The 18,522-nt window shown below is 35.9% G+C and carries 15 protein-coding genes and 1 pseudogene; 12 read left to right on the forward strand and 4 right to left on the reverse strand.

Annotated elements, in window-relative coordinates:
• Nucleotides 1–77: 77 nt before the first annotated feature.
• The 3 genes from MKX82_RS21825 to MKX82_RS21835 all read right to left on the reverse strand — a co-directional run bounded on the left by MKX82_RS21825 (nucleotide 78) and on the right by MKX82_RS21835 (nucleotide 3,531).
• Nucleotides 78–1,412 carry a TrkH family potassium uptake protein gene (locus tag MKX82_RS21825; protein WP_445738863.1) on the reverse strand — a complete coding sequence of 445 codons (1,335 nt, stop codon included), beginning with the start codon at nucleotides 1,410–1,412 and terminating at the stop codon, nucleotides 78–80.
• Nucleotides 1,413–1,644: 232 nt separating this feature from the next.
• Nucleotides 1,645–2,214: a CBO0543 family protein gene (locus MKX82_RS21830; RefSeq protein WP_341080040.1), complete on the reverse strand. Its 570-nt coding sequence runs from the start codon at nucleotides 2,212–2,214 to the stop codon at nucleotides 1,645–1,647.
• 471 nt (nucleotides 2,215–2,685) lie between these two features.
• A complete protein-coding gene (locus MKX82_RS21835; protein ID WP_341080042.1) occupies nucleotides 2,686–3,531 on the reverse strand; it encodes a LysR family transcriptional regulator in 846 nt (281 codons plus the stop codon).
• 132 nt (nucleotides 3,532–3,663) lie between these two features.
• Here MKX82_RS21835 and MKX82_RS21840 point away from each other — a divergent pair, with 132 nt between their 5' ends.
• From MKX82_RS21840 to MKX82_RS21895, 12 genes and pseudogenes are all read left to right on the forward strand, one after another.
• A complete protein-coding gene (locus MKX82_RS21840) occupies nucleotides 3,664–4,407 on the forward strand; it encodes an SDR family NAD(P)-dependent oxidoreductase (protein ID WP_233318082.1) in 744 nt (247 codons plus the stop codon).
• Nucleotides 4,408–4,616: 209 nt separating this feature from the next.
• Nucleotides 4,617–5,099, forward strand: a complete 483-nt coding sequence (locus MKX82_RS21845; RefSeq protein WP_341080045.1) for an HXXEE domain-containing protein — start codon at nucleotides 4,617–4,619, stop codon at nucleotides 5,097–5,099.
• 545 nt (nucleotides 5,100–5,644) lie between these two features.
• Nucleotides 5,645–7,210, forward strand: coding sequence for a phytoene desaturase family protein (locus MKX82_RS21850; protein WP_341080047.1), 1,566 nt, complete (start codon nucleotides 5,645–5,647; stop codon nucleotides 7,208–7,210).
• Nucleotides 7,197–8,075, forward strand: coding sequence for a phytoene/squalene synthase family protein (locus MKX82_RS21855; protein WP_251647824.1), 879 nt, complete (start codon nucleotides 7,197–7,199; stop codon nucleotides 8,073–8,075). The genes MKX82_RS21850 and MKX82_RS21855 overlap by 14 nt, the downstream gene beginning before the upstream one ends.
• Nucleotides 8,076–8,110: 35 nt before the next feature.
• Nucleotides 8,111–9,172: a type 2 isopentenyl-diphosphate Delta-isomerase gene (gene fni, locus MKX82_RS21860; RefSeq protein WP_341080049.1), complete on the forward strand. Its 1,062-nt coding sequence runs from the start codon at nucleotides 8,111–8,113 to the stop codon at nucleotides 9,170–9,172.
• Nucleotides 9,173–9,460: 288 nt separating this feature from the next.
• On the forward strand, nucleotides 9,461–10,195 hold the full coding sequence (locus tag MKX82_RS21865; RefSeq protein WP_341080050.1) for a carotenoid biosynthesis protein: 735 nt from the start codon (nucleotides 9,461–9,463) through the stop codon (nucleotides 10,193–10,195).
• Nucleotides 10,192–10,854, forward strand: a complete 663-nt coding sequence (locus MKX82_RS21870; protein ID WP_233318066.1) for a lysophospholipid acyltransferase family protein — start codon at nucleotides 10,192–10,194, stop codon at nucleotides 10,852–10,854. Before MKX82_RS21865 ends, MKX82_RS21870 begins: the two co-directional genes overlap by 4 nt.
• A gap of 14 nt (nucleotides 10,855–10,868) precedes the next feature.
• On the forward strand, nucleotides 10,869–11,975 hold the full coding sequence (locus MKX82_RS21875) for a glycosyltransferase (protein ID WP_341080052.1): 1,107 nt from the start codon (nucleotides 10,869–10,871) through the stop codon (nucleotides 11,973–11,975).
• Nucleotides 11,972–13,444 (forward strand): phytoene desaturase family protein, encoded by a 1,473-nt coding sequence (locus MKX82_RS21880; protein ID WP_341080054.1) that lies wholly within the window; start codon nucleotides 11,972–11,974, stop codon nucleotides 13,442–13,444. Before MKX82_RS21875 ends, MKX82_RS21880 begins: the two co-directional genes overlap by 4 nt.
• 196 nt (nucleotides 13,445–13,640) lie before the next feature.
• The gene (locus MKX82_RS21885; RefSeq protein ID WP_341080056.1) at nucleotides 13,641–14,051 is read left to right on the forward strand and encodes a DUF1801 domain-containing protein; all 411 of its coding nucleotides are present in this window, start codon (nucleotides 13,641–13,643) and stop codon (nucleotides 14,049–14,051) included.
• Between the two features lie 196 nt (nucleotides 14,052–14,247).
• A pseudogene (locus MKX82_RS21890) lies at nucleotides 14,248–15,314 on the forward strand (helix-turn-helix domain-containing protein).
• Between the two features lie 733 nt (nucleotides 15,315–16,047).
• Complete coding sequence (locus MKX82_RS21895) at nucleotides 16,048–16,680, forward strand: trimeric intracellular cation channel family protein (RefSeq protein ID WP_233318041.1); 633 nt, start codon at nucleotides 16,048–16,050, stop codon at nucleotides 16,678–16,680.
• 411 nt (nucleotides 16,681–17,091) lie between these two features.
• On the opposite strand, the gene pdxR is transcribed toward MKX82_RS21895, so the two are convergent.
• A complete protein-coding gene (gene pdxR, locus MKX82_RS21900) occupies nucleotides 17,092–18,489 on the reverse strand; it encodes a MocR-like pyridoxine biosynthesis transcription factor PdxR (protein WP_341080058.1) in 1,398 nt (465 codons plus the stop codon).
• Nucleotides 18,490–18,522: the final 33 nt, after the last annotated feature.

Consider the following 18,522-nt stretch of genomic DNA (forward strand, 5'->3'; position numbering starts at 1 on the left):
TAACAGGGAAATTAGTTTAAGTACTATCCTTCAAAAGTAAAAATAATCCTCCTTATTGGAGGATTATTTTTATTGTTTTAACCAATTATTATTTTTTCTTCAGCGTATTTATAAGGTAGCTTGTTTTGTTTTTTGGCTAATGCGAATGCTATTGTCAGTGGTCCAACCCGTCCGATGAACATTAGAAGGGAAATAAAAATTTTTCCAACTGGACTTAAATCAGGAGTTATTCCTAAGGACATGCCTACCGTTGCAAAAGCCGAGATAACTTCAAATAAAATTACATTTAATGGTGCATCTTCTGTGATTGTTAAAATAAACGAAATAAATGAAACAATACCTATAGAATAAACTGTTATGGCGAATGCTCTGTGAACTAAATCCTTTGGAATACGTCTTTCCATTATGTTAATATCATCATTCCCTCTAATTAAGTTCCAAACTGCAAGAAGGATTATTATAAATGTTGTAACTTTAATGCCACCAGCTGTACCACCTGAACCTCCACCAATAAACATTAAAATCATTGTAACAAATTGAGTGCTCAATGTTATTTCAGACATATTTAAACTGTTAAATCCAGCAGTCCTGGGGACTACTGCATGAAAATAAGCACCTAAAAATTTGTCTTTTAGAGATAAGGGCCCCAATGTCCCAGTATTATTGAATTCTAATACAAATATAAGAATAGTAGGAACAGTGATTAGGAACGCTGTGATCCATAGAACTAATTTTGAATGTAAAGAAAGCTTTCCTGAAAACTTTTTTCTCCAAATATCTAGGATAACCGTGTAGCCAAGTCCTCCAATGAGTAATAAAGAAGTTAGAATAAAAACTACAGTAAAGTCTCCTGCATAACCAGTGATACTTCGATAATCTCCCATTATGTCAAAACCTGCATTATTAAAAGCAGAGATGGAGTGAAAAATACCATAATAGATAGAAGTTGAAAAACCAAAGTCAGCAGACCAGCGAATAGCTAAAAACAAAGCACCAATGGCTTCAAATAGGAAGGTGAAAAGGATAATAAACTTTACAAGTCTTACCATGCCTTCTAGTGAAAGCTGATTTAAAGATTCTTGAATCATCAATCTTCCTTTTAATCCAATGTTCTTTCCAAGAAATATTGCGATGATAACACCAATAGTCATAAATCCCAAACCACCAGTTTGGATTAAAAATAAAAGTACACATTGACCAAAGATTGTGAAGGTGGTCCCTGTATCAACTACGACTAATCCAGTAACACAAACGGCAGAAGTTGCCTCAAAGATAGCATCGAGAAAGGAAAGTTCATGACCATCATTTGTTGATATTGGTAACATAAGCAGAAGCGCACCAAAAAAAATGAGTGTTAAAAATCCAACAGATAATATTTGGGCAGGATTAAATTTTAATAATTTTCCCATCATATTTATATCTTCTCGCTTAGTTATTCTCACAATTTATCCTCCAAATTTAATAGCATATATACAACTCGAGGTTACACTATTTTGTTAAATTCTACAATTTACTATTAATTAAAAAACAGTATCTAGGACATTCCTAGCTACTGTTTTTATCTAATTAAGATCCCTCGCTAAATGAAACTTTGACGAACTAATAATTAAAGATTTTGATTTTTGTATACTATCTGAAGCAGATTTATTTTTTTGACGTTTGATTTTTAATAATAATGAATAATTTGGTAACCCAATAAGCTATGTATGCAACAGCAATATCAATAAGAAAGAGGTAAGTTAACTTCATTCCCTTATACATTATTAGCAATTCTACTTTCTTTAATAGGTAACCAAAAGCATAAGCAAATAAAGCAGAAAGTATGATTGTATAAAGATAAAAATTTTTACTTTTATTAGAGCAATATTGATATAGAAGCATAAAACAAACAGGTAATAAGACAGCAGTAACAGTAATACCCATAGGAAGAAAATGTGTAAATCCATGGGGATGAATTAAGTAATTGTTTTGAGATAATATGCTATCAATATTTGACCAAGTAACATGAACTATTAACCCGAAAAAACAGATTTCAAATAATCGTTTTCTATCTATTTTAAAATAAAGAATGGTTAAAGGAATTAAGATCGACATGATATTAAACCAAAAATACCAAGTCTTCCAATTAGAATATTTCATCCAGTGATCCACACGCAGTTCACTAATTCTTTCTTTATAATCAAAAATAGATTGGAGAATATCTTGTTCGTTCAATCAAATCACTCCGTATAATAATCTTTAACTTGATAATTATACTTCCCAAAAAGCGTTCTTTTTATTTTTGTTCAAGGTAGCATTTCTGAAGGAGTTTTTAAATTTCTATACCTGAAAATTGAACGGATATTAAGGGGGGGTTCTAAAAAATGGGAACGTTGATCCAGTAAATAAAAATGCCTTTTTGCTGTATTACTAACCTTGGAGAATTTCTGTAATAACTGAACATGAGGTTTATCTGAAAAGACCTCTTGATAAGAAAAATGTGTCCTGAGCTGGCCAGCAAAAAGGAACAAAATATCTATTCGGAGGTCTCACCATGATTTATAACCAAAAGTACAAAATAGCTCAAACGCCTAATACTTTGATGGTTGGTATTGATATAGATAAACATAATCATGTAGCTAGAGCAGAGGAATATCCCTGGAATAGAACTAGGTTCTGCTTGGATAATACTTAAGAAGTGGTTATCTAGTTATTTAACTGCAAAAACCGAATGAATTTTTTTAAACTTGGTGATTGCTGTTTTCTGGATTTGATTAAAAAGTCTATTTTTATTTTTTTAGGCAGTTCTGTGAAAATGATTTCTTGTGTAGTTTTTCGAGTTTCTGCAATGTCTGCCGGAATTATGCTAATGCCAAGTCCGTCATGAACTGCCTGAATAATGGATTCTAGTGTATCAAACTCAATAATATTGGAACTATGGAAATTGCTTTCTTTGGGCAAGTCCAATAATTGTTTTCTATATATACAATTTATATCACTATTAACTAGTAACTTATAATTAGATTGCCTATCATTTGAATTAAGGTTAGGGGAGATTAGTACAATTTTCTCAAAGTAACTATAAACAATTTCACACTCAGATTTACTTTGGCTACTATGTACAAAAATACCATCTACTTCACCATAGAAAAGCATTTCTTCTAACTTTATTTTATTACTTGTTCTCACTTTTACATCAATATTATTATATTCTTTAAAGAAAGAAGATAGTAAGTGAGGAATTTTGACTGCAGAAATTGTTTGAGTGGCCCCTATTTTTAATGATTCTCTCCATTTGTTAGGATTAACTGCTGTCTTAGCTTCATCTATTAATTGTAGTATTTTATTTGTATAATCTAATAATTTTTTTCCTTCTTCAGTCAATGTTACTCCTCGATTATTTCGCAAAAATAATCGAACACCTAGTTCTTCTTCTAAATTCTTAATCCGTTGACTAACATTTGGCTGTACATATCCCAATTTATCAGCAGCTCTAGATACTGATTGCAGTTCCGCAACTTGTTTGAAGATTTTTAATTCGTGACTTTCCACTGGTTTCACCTTCTCACTGATATCATTTAAAATGATATCTATCTCATTATTTTGTATTATACTCTTCATTTTGACTAAAGCATAATGTAGTGGTACAGATAAAATAAAATCTAAGAAAGGATGATTTTAAAAATGAATTTAATGGATAAAGTAGTAATCATTACTGGAGGTGGAACTGGAATAGGAAGAGCTACAGCTTTAAAACTAGCTTCTGAAGGTGCAAAAGTAGTAATAAATTATAGGCAATCAGAAAATGAAGCTCATAAAGTTGTCAATGAGATTAAACAAAATGGCGGGACAGCTATTGCTTATAAAGCCAATGTAGCAAATGAAAACGAAGTAAATGAATTAGTATCTCAAACTATTCAAACTTTTGGATCTGTCGATGGATTAGTTAACAATGCGAGTGTTACAGCTCAAATAGATATGGATGACTTAGATGCTGTAACAGATGATGTCTGGGATTCTCTGTTCAGTATAAATGTGAAGGGCATGTTCTATTGTGTAAAAGCTGTTGTCCCTTATATGAAAAAACAAAAATCAGGGTCTATCGTAAATATGGGGAGTGTAGCTGGAATGACTGGAATAGGTTCGTCTATCCCATATGCAGCAACAAAATCAGCAATTCACACAATGACAAAATCATTGGCTATCGCTTTGGCACCTTCGATAAGAGTTAATAGCATTTCTCCTGGAGCTGTAGAAACAAAGTGGTGGGCTGGAAATGAAGACAAGATGTTTCAACTTGCAGGTAAATTACCATTACAGAGGATTTCCACACCAGAAGATATTGCAGATGCTATAATTTTTCAACTAACTCAAGAATCTATAACAGGTCAAGTATTTACTATAGATAATGGTCAAACTCTCTTTTAAAGCGATTGCTTATAGGTGCTTGTTCTGTTTGTCATTAAGGTCATTAAGACCAATCCAAACCATAAGACACTAAAGGGTTATTGTGTCTTATAGTTAAATCGCTTTGTTTAACAAACATGCAGCATTGTTGTATCCGAAAATATATGCTCAGTGTAACTTATTTGAAAAATAGACGGATACAAATAAGTACTTGGAAGGGGGAAAGGTAGGTGGCTTATTTAGTCATATTTTTTTGTATGGCAATCACACTACATAATATGGAGGAAGCAATTTGGTTACCTAGGTGGTCTCAACATTCTTCGCAGTTTCAAAAGCCAGTTACTCCAGGTGAATTTCATTTTGCTGTTCTTGTAGTTACAGTTTTGGCATACTTATCTGCATTTAGTTATCTATATAGACCAGAATCAAATTTAACAAAATGGATTTTCATAGGTTTTTTAGGTTCTATGATTTTCAATGCAATATTTCCACATTTAATTGCAACGGTTTTGATGAAAAAATATGCACCAGGCCTACTTACTGGCTTATTGCTGAACATGGCAATAAATTCATTTGTCATTTATCAAATGTTTGCACAGAATTTTATTGTTTGGAAAGAGTTAATAATTTCTACTATAGTTGTAGGAATTATATTATTAGCACTTATTCCGGTATTATTTAAGATTGGTGGAAGTATATCTCCCAATTCATAGGTTCATTTGGAGTAAAGTGTGGGCTTTGATGATGTACTTCCAGATCTTTCGGATAATATATATTTTAGTAGATAGGAGTCAGCAAACTAATAAAATGTAAGAAATGAAAAAAATTAAACAAAAAAGGTTTCAACAGAATGGAAAGAGGGTAGTAAGTAAAAATGCGCCTATATAATGTATTAGACAGGTGCACAGAAGGATGGATAATCCCAATTTTTTTATGCTTTTTAAAAGTGAGAAAGCAATCTTATGTTAATTTTGTAATCTTTACCTGAATCGTTGGTTGGTTTGGATAGCTGTATGTTGACAAGGAACACGTATCTATTGATAATAAAGTTGTTTGAATATCACCTTATCGATTGATAAGGTGATATATTTAGCAGTCATTTATCAACTGATAAGAAGATATTTGTACATCCTCCTTATCAGTTGATAAGCAGTTTGTTTAGTTATTTACCTTATCAATTGATAACCAAGGGTTCATCAAGTTTTTTAATCTTCAAAAACAAATTAAAAAAAGATACAATAGGGGGCAGTTTTCAACAATGAAGAAAAAAGTGGCTATTATTGGTGCAGGTGTTGCAGGATTAGCAAGTGCTATCCGTTTGCAGCATGCTGGCTATCAAGTGGAAATATATGAAAAAGAGGCTATTGCGGGAGGGAAAATGCACCGCATCGAAAAGGATGGCTTTCAATTTGACTTAGGACCATCGATTGTGATGATGCCGGAGTTATACAGAGAAATCTTTGAACTGGTCGGACGCAATCCAGATGATTATATTCCGATGGAAAGATTAGATCCTATGTATTCTGTTTTCTTTGGAAGCGGAAAAAAAGGGTACCATGAGATTTCTTCTGACTTAGTGGAATTAATGAAAACATTTGAACATGTAAGTGAAAAAGATGCAGAAGGCTTTTTAAAATACTTGCAGTTGATTTATGAGCGTTTTATGGTTGCGAAAAATCATTTTCTGCAGCGTCCTTTCCGAAATAAAAGGGACTTCTATAATCCGGCAACTTTGTATCAAGCATTAAAGCTAAAGACCTTTGATAGTGCCGACAATTTTATTAGTAAATATGTTCAGAATGAGCAGTTAAAGCAAATGATTAGTTTTCAAACTTTATATATCGGCGTTTCTCCATATAACGGCCCGTCTCTCTATTCGATGATTCCAATGATTGAGTTTTTCTATGGAGTTTGGTTTATAAAAGGCGGCATGTATACGATGGCTAAGTCAATGGAGCGCTTATTTCTTGAGCTTGGTGGCAAGGTTTTTTATCAATCCTCTGTCGATGAAATTATGATTGATAATCAAGTGGCAAAAGGCATTAAGGTGAATGGTAAAGAAATTCTGGCCGACAAGGTTATTTGTAATGCTGATTTTCCCTATGCTGTGAAAAATCTTGTAAAAGATATCAAAGCAAAAGGAAAATATACAGATAAAAAGATTGATAGTATGGACTATTCTTGTTCTTGCTTCATCTTGTACTTAGGAATGAATAAGAAATATGAGCAATTAAAAACTGCGCACAGCTTTTTCTTTGGAGACGACTTAAAGAAGAACTTAGACGATATTTTCTCTGGAGAAAAACTGGAGAATCCTTCTTTCTATGTATACAATGCTTCCAAACTAGATCCAACATTGGCTCCAGAAGGGAAGGATGGACTATATATTCTTGTCCCAGTATCTGATTTGTCTACAGCTAAATACGAATGGTCAGATGAAACAATATCGTATTATCGTTCTCAGGTCTTTCAAACGCTTAGTCAAGTCGAGGGGCTAGAAGGAATTGAAGAGGATATTATCTCCGAAACCTGTATGACGCCAATAGATTTCGCCGAAAAGTTTAACGCTTATAACGGAGCTTGCTTTGGATTACGGCCTACGTTAGCCCAAAGTAACCATTTAAGACCACAAAGCAAGGCAAAAAATTGTGAAAACCTATATTTTACAGGAAGCAGCACACATCCAGGAGCTGGGGTTCCAATTGTATTATTATCAGCAAAAATTGCTACAGAGGAATTAATGTTAGATGATTCTGTTTCCACCGAAGCAACGCAAACACAAGCATTTCAGTCAGCAGGAGGGGTTGCAAATGAGGGAAGCTAAAACCGTTGATTTGCTTCAAAACGACTATTTATACTGTGAGAATGTTATTAAACAGAATTCGGCAAGTTTTTACCAAGCATTTAAAAAATTACCAAAAGACAAGGCTAATGCTGTGTATGCCATCTATGCATTTTGCCGCAATGCAGATGACAGTGTTGATGAAACAAGAGACAAATCTACCCAGTTAAAGAATTGGCAGGACTTGTACCATCAACTTCAGCTTTTTGAAAAGGGAGAGGAAATTTCATCCCCTCTTTGGAGGGCATTACGAGATGTTTTTACCCGTTATGAGATGGATATTAAACCTTTCTACGAGCAATTAGAGGGACAGAGAATGGACATTAACTTTAAGCAGCCTTCTACGTTAGCCGAGTTAGAAAGGTATTGTTATTATGTAGCAGGAACGGTTGGTTTAATGCTCCTCCCTATTCTTGCAACGGAAAACCATCAGCATTTGCATGGCTATGCTGTTGAGTTAGGGGTAGCTATGCAATTGACTAATATTCTTCGAGATGTTGGGGAGGATTATCGGAATAACCGCATTTATTTACCAAAAGACCTGCTTCAGATGGAAAATTACAAGCAGCAGGATTTGGAATCTAGCAACATTAACTCCTCATTTATAAGCGTATGGGAGAAAATAGCGAACCGTTCGGAAGAGCTTTATGAGTTATTTCAAGTGGGGATTGATTATTTTGATAAAGACAGTCAATTACATGTTCTCCTTTCAGCACTTATTTATAAAGAAATATTAAAAGTAGTCAGGGAAAGCGGATATGACTGCTTTCAAAAACGAAACTATGTTTCACAAGAAAATATGTATCGATTGAAGCAAGTGGTGGAGGGATTAACAGTGAGTTTGTAACTCATTAATTAGAAGATTTGGGAGCTGTATAGTTTATGGACACAATTAGACAAAATCGAAAAGCAGATCATATTAACATAGCATTAACATCACCATTTACTTTAAGTTCCGATTTTGATGAGCTGTCATTCATTCACCGCTCCTTGCCGGAAGTGGGAATGGATGATATTCAGCTCCAGACCAATATCGGTCCTTTAACGCTTGACTATCCAATCTTTATTAATGCGATGACAGGAGGCAGTGAGAAATCAGGAGTGATTAATGCTTCTCTTGCAGAAGCTGCCAGTGAAACAGGAATTGCGATGGCAGTTGGTTCCCAGCATGCTGCCATCCGAGAGGAAGAGCTTGCTCATACATTTAAAGTGGTGCGGAAAAAAAACCCGAACGGTCTTGTATTTGCAAATATTGGTGCAGATGCGCCGCTGGATTATGCATTAAAAGCCATTGACATGCTAGAGGCTGATGCCCTGCAAGTTCATTTGAATGTACCGCAGGAACTGGTTATGCCAGAAGGAGAGCGTACTTTCACTAGTTTACTTGCTAAACTGGAAAAATTATCAGCTACACTGCATGTCCCTGTTATCGTCAAGGAAACCGGATTCGGGATGAGCACAGAAACGCTCATGCAGCTACAGAATGCTGGTATTCAATATGTTGATCTAGGAGGAAAAGGCGGCACTAATTTCATTCATATTGAAAATGAGCGCAGAAGTAAACGGGATTTTGAGTATTTAAAAGATTGGGGCCAATCGACTGTCGTGTCGTTGTTAGAAGCACAGTCAGTATTAGATGAGCTGACGATTATCGCTTCAGGAGGAATACGTAACCCCCTTGACGCAGTAAAATCCTTCTCTTTAGGAGCTTCCGCCGCTGGGATTGCCGGACCATTTTTAAAGATTCTTCACGACCAAGGAGTTGCTGGACTAATAATGGAGCTCGAGGTGTGGAAGGAACATTTAAGAATGCTGCTTCTTCTCCAAGGAGAAAAATCTATTCCAAATCTCAAGCAATGTCCCATTATAGCTGGCGGCAAGGTTAGGGAATGGTGCGAAGCAAGAGGTATTGACTGGCAAAGACTTGCGAGAAGGAAGCCGTGAATAGCAATTTATTTTAGGTAATAGGCATTTCTATCGGGAACCTAAACTAACCGTCTCTACTGAAAAACTAATGTCTTCTTTAAGCTTTTAAGGTTGCTAGGAAAATCAAAACCTAACAATTAATGGCTAAATAGAATGCTGCGTTCAGGAGACAATGTAGCCGTTGGAAATGCAAGTGCTTATAAAAATGTAATTAGTCTTCAAGCAGGAATATTCATTTCTATATTTGTCTCGTCTTTGTATATAGATAATGTAAATATTTGCTTAAATAATGAGAAGGAGAGTTCTATGAGTTTTGGCAATGTTCTATTTCGTTTTTTTATATTTTGGTATATTTGCGGAGTGATTCTTCTCACGTTTGATCTGCTGCCTGCTTGGCTTGAATGGGCGAACGCTGTTTTTCTAATTTTAAGCGGCCTTTTGGCAATAGTTTATTTCTCTAAAAAGTTTGGAAAAAAAGCTGGATTTTTGATTAGTGTGGTTATTTTCCTGTTTTCCTATCTTGCAGAATTCATAGGATCATCTTATGGAATTTTATTTGGGGATTATTATTATACCAATCGGTTTGCTCCCAATCTATTTGACGTGCCAATAGCGATTGGTTTTGCATGGCTAATGGTAATGGGAACCTCTCATGCATTGGCTTGTGCTATCACAGAAAAGAAATGGCTTCAGCCGATTATCGGTGCCTGTGTTGCTGTAATTATCGATCTTATTATTGATCCTGTCGCATTTAAACTAAAACAATATTGGATATGGGAGGAGGATGGAGTGTACTATGACATTCCATTCAGCAACTTTTTAGGATGGTTTATTGTGGCACTTGTTCTTCATGTATTTATCTTATTTTTCTCACCAAACAAAAATATTTTCTGGGAAAAACGGATGTTTTTACTATTTGCCCTTACAATAACCATGTTTGTTTTGCTTGCAGCAACCGGTGAACTTCTTTTTGCAGGCATCCTGACAGCCTGCCTGGCAGGACTGACACTATATGCTGCTATAAGAAGGAAACGAACATGATTGAAGCTAAAAAAGACGTTGTTTTTAATAAACTGTTTTCTATTTTTCATAAGAGAATGCTTGCCTTCTCCTTTGATAAAATCTATTGGCAAGAATCTAGTAAACTGCCGTCCTTTCCTGGCATATTTGTCTGCAACCACTCTTCCTGGTGGGATGGGCTCATCTACTATCAGCTGACGAAGACTGTTATTCTGCAGGATATGTATATTATGATGCATGAACAGGGACTGAAGCAGTTTCCATACTTTAAAAAACTTGGAGCCTTCTCAATTGACCGCTCCAGCCCAAAAGAAATTTTAAAAACAATGAGGTATGCTGAGGTGTTGCTGAAACAAGGAAAAAGTGTATGGCTTTTTCCTCAGGGTGATGAGTACCACCTGGAAAAACGCCCGCTGCAATTTCAGCCAGGAACTTTATATCTGCAGGAAAAGCTTCCCGAAATACCCATTATACCTGTCTGCTTCTACTATTCTTTTGCACACAAACGAAAGCCTGAGGCATGGATAAAAGCAGGAAATCCATTGTATAGCAATGACCTGCCGGGAGATTCGAGGTTTGAAAAAACCTTATTACTTGAAAAGAAATGCACTGACGCGTTGGATGGCTTGAAAAACGATGTGATCAGCGAAAAAACGAAGCATTTCGTAAACTTACTGTAAGGAGCAATGTCTAGATGGTTCTATTTTTAATCACCAGTCTCTTCCTATTTTTCCTATGGACATTGTGGAATATGAGCGGACTCCCAGGTCTTCCTGCTCCTAATATAAATAAAAACTTTCAGCCGCTTGTGTCAGTTTTAGTTCCGTTAAGAAACGAAGCACGGAACGTGGATGGACTAATCAGCAGCCTTAAGTCATTAACATACCCTCATCTGGAAATCCTTCTTCTGGATGACGGCTCAACAGATGAGACTTTGTCCTTGCTGCAGGAAAAAACGTTAGGTGACAGCCGTTTTAAGATTTTAAGAGGGAGAGAACTTCCAGCAGGGTGGGCTGGCAAGGTGCATGCCTGTCATCAGCTGCAGGAAAAAGCAAAAGGAGAGTATTTCCTTTTCATTGATGCAGATGTCCGTCTAAAATCGGGAGTGATTGAAAAAGCACTTACACTGGTAAAGAAAGAAAATGCCAAGCTGTTAACAGGGTTTCCCTCCTTTGAAGTTCCAGGAATTTTGAGCAAGCTTCTGATTCCGATGATGCATTTTGTTGTGCTATTCCACCTCCCGATTCATCTTGCGAATAAGGGCAAGATGCCTGCCGCAACGGCTGCCAATGGAGTATTCATGTTTTTTGAAAGAAGGGCCTATCTAGAAATAGGCGGCCACGCTTCAGTCCAGACTTCTATAGTGGAAGATGTTCATCTGGCAAGACAAATGAAGAGATCAGGAGGCAAAGTCTGCTTGGGCAATATAAGTAATGACGTTTCATGCCGGATGTACGAACGGAATAGTGAGGTATGGGAAGGTTTTATAAAGAATATTTTTTCAGGCCTTGGCCGTTCTGTCATGATGGTGATGCTCTTAAGCGTATTTTATGGCTTTTTTTATGTGCTGCCTGGGGTTTTATTGGTATACGGGCTATGGATGTTTCAGCCGCTCTATGTGTTTCCTTATCTCCTGATTGTCCTGCAGCGCATGTTAGTGGACTGGAAAGCAAATCAGCATTTATCTCTATCATTTTTCATGCCGTTGTCGGCAGCAGCACTGGTTATTATCATGAATGCTTCTATGTGGAGATGGATCAGGAAAAAGCCTTATAGCTGGAAAGGGAGACAGTATTCATGAAGAAAAAGGTGTTAATCATTGGCGGCGGACTGGCAGGATTGTCAGCAGCCATAACGCTAGCCAACAAAGGATTTGATGTAGAACTGTTCGAAAAGAATAAGCATTTCGGAGGTAAATTAATGTCTGTAGCATTAGGGGATTATACTTTTGATTTCGGACCGAATACCATCACCATGCCAGAGGTATTCCGGAAAGTGATTGAACAGACAGGTGACAAGGCTGAAGACTATTTCCATATGATTAAGCTTGAATATCATACGAGAAATGTGTTTTCTGATGGAACGTCCTTTGATCTTTCGAGCAGCAGGGAATATATGATGCAGCAGTTGAATCAGATGGATCCTGCACATAAATATGATGATTTTTTAAAAGAGATTACAAGATTATTTAAGTTATCTGAGAAACACTTCCTGCCAAAAACATTTCAATCATGGCAGGATTATTTGTCGCCATCACTTGGGGCAGCTCTCTTGCAGGTGAGGCCGCTGCAAAGCCTCAACAGCTTTTTTCGGCAGTATTTTTCACATCCTCATGTACTTCAGGCTTTTAATCGATATTCGACTTACATTGGCTCGTCTCCCTATAAGACTCCTGCCACATTTGCCATGATTGCCTATTTGGAAATGATTGGCGGAGTTTATTATGTCGAGGGAGGTAATGTGACAATTGCCGAAGCCTATGCAAAAATAGCAAAAAAACTGGGTGCTAAGCTACACGCCGACTCACCTGTGAAAAAAGTCATCGTAAAAAACAAAAAAGCAATAGGCATAGAGCTGGAGGATGGGGAGAAAATACATGGGGATTATTTTATTATGAATGCAGATTTACTCAAAGCTTATCCCGAGCTGGTTAGCGAAAGCGACCGTCCCTCCTTTCCGAACTCAAAGGCAGCAGGTCTATCACCTTCCACATCAGCTTTTGTAGTCCTTGCAGGTGTTAACAAACGGTTTTCAGAGCTGAGGCATCACAATGTCTATTTTTCCGATAACTATGAACAGGAATTCATTGATCTATTCAAACACAAGCAGTACAGCAGTGAGCCTACCATTTACATCAGCAATTCTTCCTATACAGAGCCTGACCGTTCGCCAGGGGGAAGCAATCTTTTTATACTGGCAAATGCTCCAGCCCTTCCTGCTGATGGAAAACTGCAGGTGAATCCGGAAATGTATAAAGAGCTAATTTATCAAAAACTCTCAACCTTTGGACTTGCGCTGAAGGATAATATCGTAGAAGAAAAAGTTTATACACCTTCTGATATCGCTGCTCAATTCGGCTCATTCCGCGGGGCGCTTTATGGTCTATCTTCCAATCGAAAAAAAGATGCCTTTTTACGTCCCAAAAACGTGAGCAAGGATATCGCCAATCTCTTTTTCGCAGGAGGAAGCACACATCCTGGCGGCGGGTCGCCAATCGTGACATTGAGCGGTATGAATACGGCCAATTTAATTATTAAGGCAGAAAAATAGCTGGAAAAAAGCTAGAGAAGCACGTCATAGTTTCTCTAGCTTTTTTTCTTGTCAGAAGCGCCTGCTTTTCTTCATCTTATAAAAAGTTTTTAGGGAAACATCTTTTTGCATGAAATGGGGCTTGTTTTCTAGAATGTAATAATGATGACAATAATGTAAGTAAGTATGTACACAGAGAAGAGGAGAGAACCCAGATATGTATGAACCGAAGTTGAAAGAAACGGACAACAGTGTCATTGGTTTTATAGAAGGTGTGGAAAATGAGAAAAAGAAGGCAGATGCCTATCAGTTATTAAAAATTTTTGAAGAGGTAACTGGCTATGATGCAAAAATGTGGGGTCCAAGTATTATAGGCTTTGGCAGCTATCATTATAAGTATGCATCAGGACATGAAGGAGATGCGCCTTTAGTCGGTTTTTCTCCAAGGAAGGCAAAAATTAGTCTTTATTTGGCCTATGAAAGTGATGAAAGGGAAAAATTATTAGAAAGCTTTGGTAAACACACGAAGAGTAAGGCTTGTATTTATGTGAATAAATTAGCTGATATTGATACAAATGTGTTAAAGGAACTAATTAAATATACATTAGAAACATATCAGAACGACTAAAGTTATTGCCATAGTTCCAGGCTTTATGCCCTATTAACTTTTTATAATAGAAGGAATGTATAAATTAAGCGATTTATATAAAAAGAGGTATAATACAAGCTTTTTTACGTAAAAAGGATAGGAGATAAGATGAACACAAGAAATATCAAAAAATAGAAATTAATACCTCTTATTATGTATATAGGAGTGAGACAATATGAATGAACAGGTACAGCTTATGTTTGATTGGATTGAAGCTAATTTAAAAAATCAATTTTCCTTAGATGAACTTTCAAATTATATGGGATATTCCCCTTACTATTGTTCATTTAAATTTCACCAGATAACTGGAATAAGTATAAGATGTTATATTCTTCTTAGAAGATTGTATTTATCTACGGAAGACCTGGCGGAAAATTAAAAAATTATCGATGTTACAATGGATTATGATTACTCTTCACAAGAAGTGTATAGCAGAGCATTTAAAACTATTTTTGGTATCAATACCAGATTAACAAGTTTCCTGTTCAATCAGTTGTTAAACTCACTCTTGATAAAAATGGGGAGTGGTTTAATATGAATATTTCTAAAAAAATGGAGGTTGAAAAGCTACTGCATGAGCAGAGTGATCTCTTTGATAAAGATGTAATACATATATTGAATGGGCAAGTTATGTATGAGGAGTTTAAAGATAACAAACTAATGGGAAATGCTGATTATGCTCCATTTAATGAAGCAATGTGTATGAACGAAACTACTGAACGTATTTTTGAGAAAGAGTTTATATATACTCGCGCTACTGGCCATCATGAACTAGTAGAAGGATATATGGAAAAAGTTATAGTTCCTTTAGATAATCTTTTTAATAAAGAGTATAAATGTATCGTATTGTGGTTTGGAGAAGACATGTTTTGCCAAATGAATCTGCTAACTATACTTTCGTATCTGGAGCAGTCAGGCTACAAGGGAAAAGTGTTCTTAAATAGTTTCAGAGAGGATGAGTTTAAAGTTAATCAAACGGAAATTAAATTAGGTTGTTATTATTCGGTATATAAAGAAGTGTTGGTTAATCATACTAAACCATCTCATGAACTAGTCCCTGTTATGTATCAAGCAATAAACATGTATTTAGAAATGCTAAGAGAAGATAATGAGGTGGTGAAATTTATCAAAAAAAATAAAGATATATCAACAAATGAACTAATCCAGAAGTTGTTTAATCTTTTCCCAACAATAGGTTACGGAGATACACAATATAAAGAGATAATTAGTAAAATTAGATGAGGCTCAGTAGCAATAACACAATCCCAATATTGTGAACTAATTCTATATTTTTAAGGGGCTTTCTCTATTAAAAGGAAAGTCCCTTTATTTGTTTCATTTTCTTTTAGACAAAATGACTAACCTTTAATTGTAATAGACAATAATATATAGTTTTCTACATTAATTGTATTCTTTGCCATGTTATCTAGATGCCACGAGGGAAATGTCCAATAGAGCTCAAGATTCTTAATTGCTGCCAATAGGAACGCTCCCTAAAAATCAATGGACATGTTACCAAGAAGGGGTACCTATACAGCCAATAAGAAAGTGTTTAAATTTGGTGGTGAATACGTCTAACCCTTCGATATATAAGGGATCAGGCGTATTTTTATTATATTCAATTTTCATTCAAATAAGGATTAACGAGTTAACGCTCATTTACTGCGTGTTCAAAAGGTATAATAGTTTGATTATTTCCCTGTCTTTTCGCCACGGGCAAGTATTCTAGGAACACGATTGTACTGAAAAGATAACCTTTTTTGTTGAAGGAAATGTAATGCGAAAAGACAATCTAGGATGGTTGCTTCAAAGCGAAATAATAATTAAAGATAAATGTTTGATTGGCTTAGGTAGAGAGTTTAAGAGATTTATAATGGCCCAATGAACAAAAAATAAATTTAGGTTGTATAAATGCATAGTCAGAATTTATAATTATATGGGTTATTAAAGAAATAAAGATAGGAGCAAAAGAGTTATGTCCTGGGACATTTGGAATTATCTCGGCACTATCGCATTTGCGATTAGTGGGGCGCTTATTGCCTCGGAAGAAGATTATGACCTGATCGGATACTATGCATTAGGCTTTATAACTGCTTTTGGAGGCGGAGCTATACGGAATTTATTGATAGGGGTGCCAGTTTCGGCATTATGGGAACAAAACACATTATTTCTACTAACATTCCTATTGATTACGGTCATATATTTTATACCTATTCAAAAAATTGTTAGTTGGAAGCATTGGTATTATTCATTTGGTCTAACAGATGCGGTTGGATTAGTGGCTTTCGCCATTCAAGGTGCTCTTTACGCGAAAAATTCAGGATTACCTGCAAGTGCTAGTATTGCTTCTGCTTTATTAACCGGTGTAGGTGGAGGTATCATTCGAGATGCCTTAGCGAAAAGACAGCCATTTGTTTTTAAATATGAACTATATGCTTTTTGGACTATCATTACGGGGGCTTTAATAGGTCTTAATTTTATTAATGGGACTATCGAAACTTACGTATTATTTATAGTAATTGTTGTCTTAAGGATGTTGTCTTTAAAATATAAATGGCATATTCCAAGGCCAAAAAGACAAGCATCTAATACTGAAAAAGCAATTTAATCATAGTGAAATTTTCTTCGAGCAGGGCACACCAGATAAAAAAGAAGTCTGGGATAAGCATTGTTGCAGGAACTTTTTATTGAAATAACTCCTAGTGAGTGGCTGTTTTATTTAAACAGGAATAACAGTGAAGATTTGTGAAATGAATGATTTAGTTTTATAAGGTTTAAATCATGCTGCCGCAACGGTAGCTTTTTTTTATGTGAAAAAAGGGTTATTAAAAAGATCAAAATTGATAAAATCGCTCCGTCAAAAATTAAAGCCTCGAAAAAGACTTTTGAACACCCAAAAGGGGGATTTGTTATCTCAGAACTACAGTTAGGAAGAGGGTAACTAAATAAAAAAACTGTCAAAACCACATAGTCATAAAAATACCGGAAAGCTCTTCCGGCATTTTATGACTGCCTCTAATTATTTTGCTATTCCCCAACACTGCATTAATTGGTGAATACTGTCCTCAATTTTTTCTAGTGGAATACCGCCAAATCCTAACAAAAATGTTGGATACTTATATTCTATTGGTTTTAACAGATAATCAGTTACCGGGTAAATGGCGATGGAGCTTTCTGCCGCAATTGTTTTTAACTCCTTTTCACTTTTCTGCAGGGGAAGGGAAATTAAAATATGCATCCCAGCCTGATCTCCGGTGATAATGACTTCAGGATAATCTGTTTTAAAGATATGGGTCAGTTTATCAAGCTTTTTATGGTAAATTTTCCGCATACGGTTTAGGTGTTTTGAAAAATAACCGTCTTTCATGAAGCTGGCTACTATATGCTGGTCAAATCTCGGAACTGTTGCTGAATAATAACTGAAAGTTTCTTTATATTTTTTTAGCAATGTTGAAGGCAAAACAAAATAAGCCACTCGTAATGAAGGCATTAATGACTTGGTAAACGTACTCAGATAAATCACCTTATCGTTTTTGTCCATTCCTTGCAATGCGGGAATCGGTTTTCCAGTGTAACGAAATTCACTGTCGTAATCATCTTCAATGATGTAGCGATTTTCAACTTTTGCTGCCCAATGCAATAACTGTGTTCTTCTCGTGGCGGAAAGAACTGCACCTGTCGGAAATTGGTGCGAAGGGGTGATGTAAACCACATTTGCGTTTGTTTTTTTTAGTTCATCTACAATTAATCCATCTTCATCAACTGGAATCGGAATTGCTTTGTTTTGCAGATGAATTCTTGGGATTGCTGAATAGCCAGGATTTTCGAGGGCGAAGTTTGAATCATTTTCAAGCAGCCTTAAAATCATAGGAAGAAGTTGTTCCGTTCCAGAACCAATCACTATTTGCTCCGGTTTACACACAATCCCCCTTGATTGATAAAGATATTTTGCTATTTCAGTCCGTAACGCGTATTCTCCTTGGGGTTCTCCAATCTGCAGCAGCTCCTTGGAAGGAAGATCATATAGATTTTTTGCATATTTTCTCCACTGTGAAAAAGGAAAGGAATCTGTATCAATTTTTCCTGGGTGAAAGTCAAACTGGATAATTTTTTCCTCAGTATCCTCCACTGGCAGCTCGACCTGCTCTGTTCCGATATAAGGTAATTCATTAATATCCTCTACAAAAAAACCAACCCGCGGTTTTGAGACAATAAAGCCCTCTGCAATCAGCTGAGCATATGCAACTTCTATGGTTGTTTGACTGATATTTAAAAAATCGGCCAACTTTTTTTTAGATGGCAGCTTTGTTCCAACTTCAATTTGTTGGCTCAAAATGGCAGTTTTAATTCCAATATAAAGCTGTTCATACAAGGGTTTTGTTGCATGTTTATTCAATTCAAACATTAGCATATCCATTCAAGAATCCTCCTCTCTGACCATGTTATATTT

It is taken from the genome of Niallia sp. FSL R7-0271, from assembly GCF_038005785.1.
GTDB lineage: Bacteria > Bacillota > Bacilli > Bacillales > Cytobacillaceae > Niallia.

Coding starts and splice junctions, on each gene's coding strand:
- fni (WP_341080049.1), top strand. CDS start 8,111: ATGGACACAATTAGACAAAATCGAAAAGCAGATCATATTAACATAGCA.
- MKX82_RS21825 (WP_445738863.1), bottom strand. CDS start 1,412: ATGATGGGAAAATTATTAAAATTTAATCCTGCCCAAATATTATCTGTT.
- MKX82_RS21870 (WP_233318066.1), top strand. CDS start 10,192: ATGATTGAAGCTAAAAAAGACGTTGTTTTTAATAAACTGTTTTCTATT.
- MKX82_RS21885 (WP_341080056.1), top strand. CDS start 13,641: ATGTATGAACCGAAGTTGAAAGAAACGGACAACAGTGTCATTGGTTTT.
- MKX82_RS21895 (WP_233318041.1), top strand. CDS start 16,048: ATGTCCTGGGACATTTGGAATTATCTCGGCACTATCGCATTTGCGATT.
- pdxR (WP_341080058.1), bottom strand. CDS start 18,489: ATGGATATGCTAATGTTTGAATTGAATAAACATGCAACAAAACCCTTG.
- MKX82_RS21840 (WP_233318082.1), top strand. CDS start 3,664: ATGAATTTAATGGATAAAGTAGTAATCATTACTGGAGGTGGAACTGGA.
- MKX82_RS21850 (WP_341080047.1), top strand. CDS start 5,645: ATGAAGAAAAAAGTGGCTATTATTGGTGCAGGTGTTGCAGGATTAGCA.
- MKX82_RS21855 (WP_251647824.1), top strand. CDS start 7,197: ATGAGGGAAGCTAAAACCGTTGATTTGCTTCAAAACGACTATTTATAC.
- MKX82_RS21865 (WP_341080050.1), top strand. CDS start 9,461: ATGAGTTTTGGCAATGTTCTATTTCGTTTTTTTATATTTTGGTATATT.
- MKX82_RS21875 (WP_341080052.1), top strand. CDS start 10,869: ATGGTTCTATTTTTAATCACCAGTCTCTTCCTATTTTTCCTATGGACA.
- MKX82_RS21880 (WP_341080054.1), top strand. CDS start 11,972: ATGAAGAAAAAGGTGTTAATCATTGGCGGCGGACTGGCAGGATTGTCA.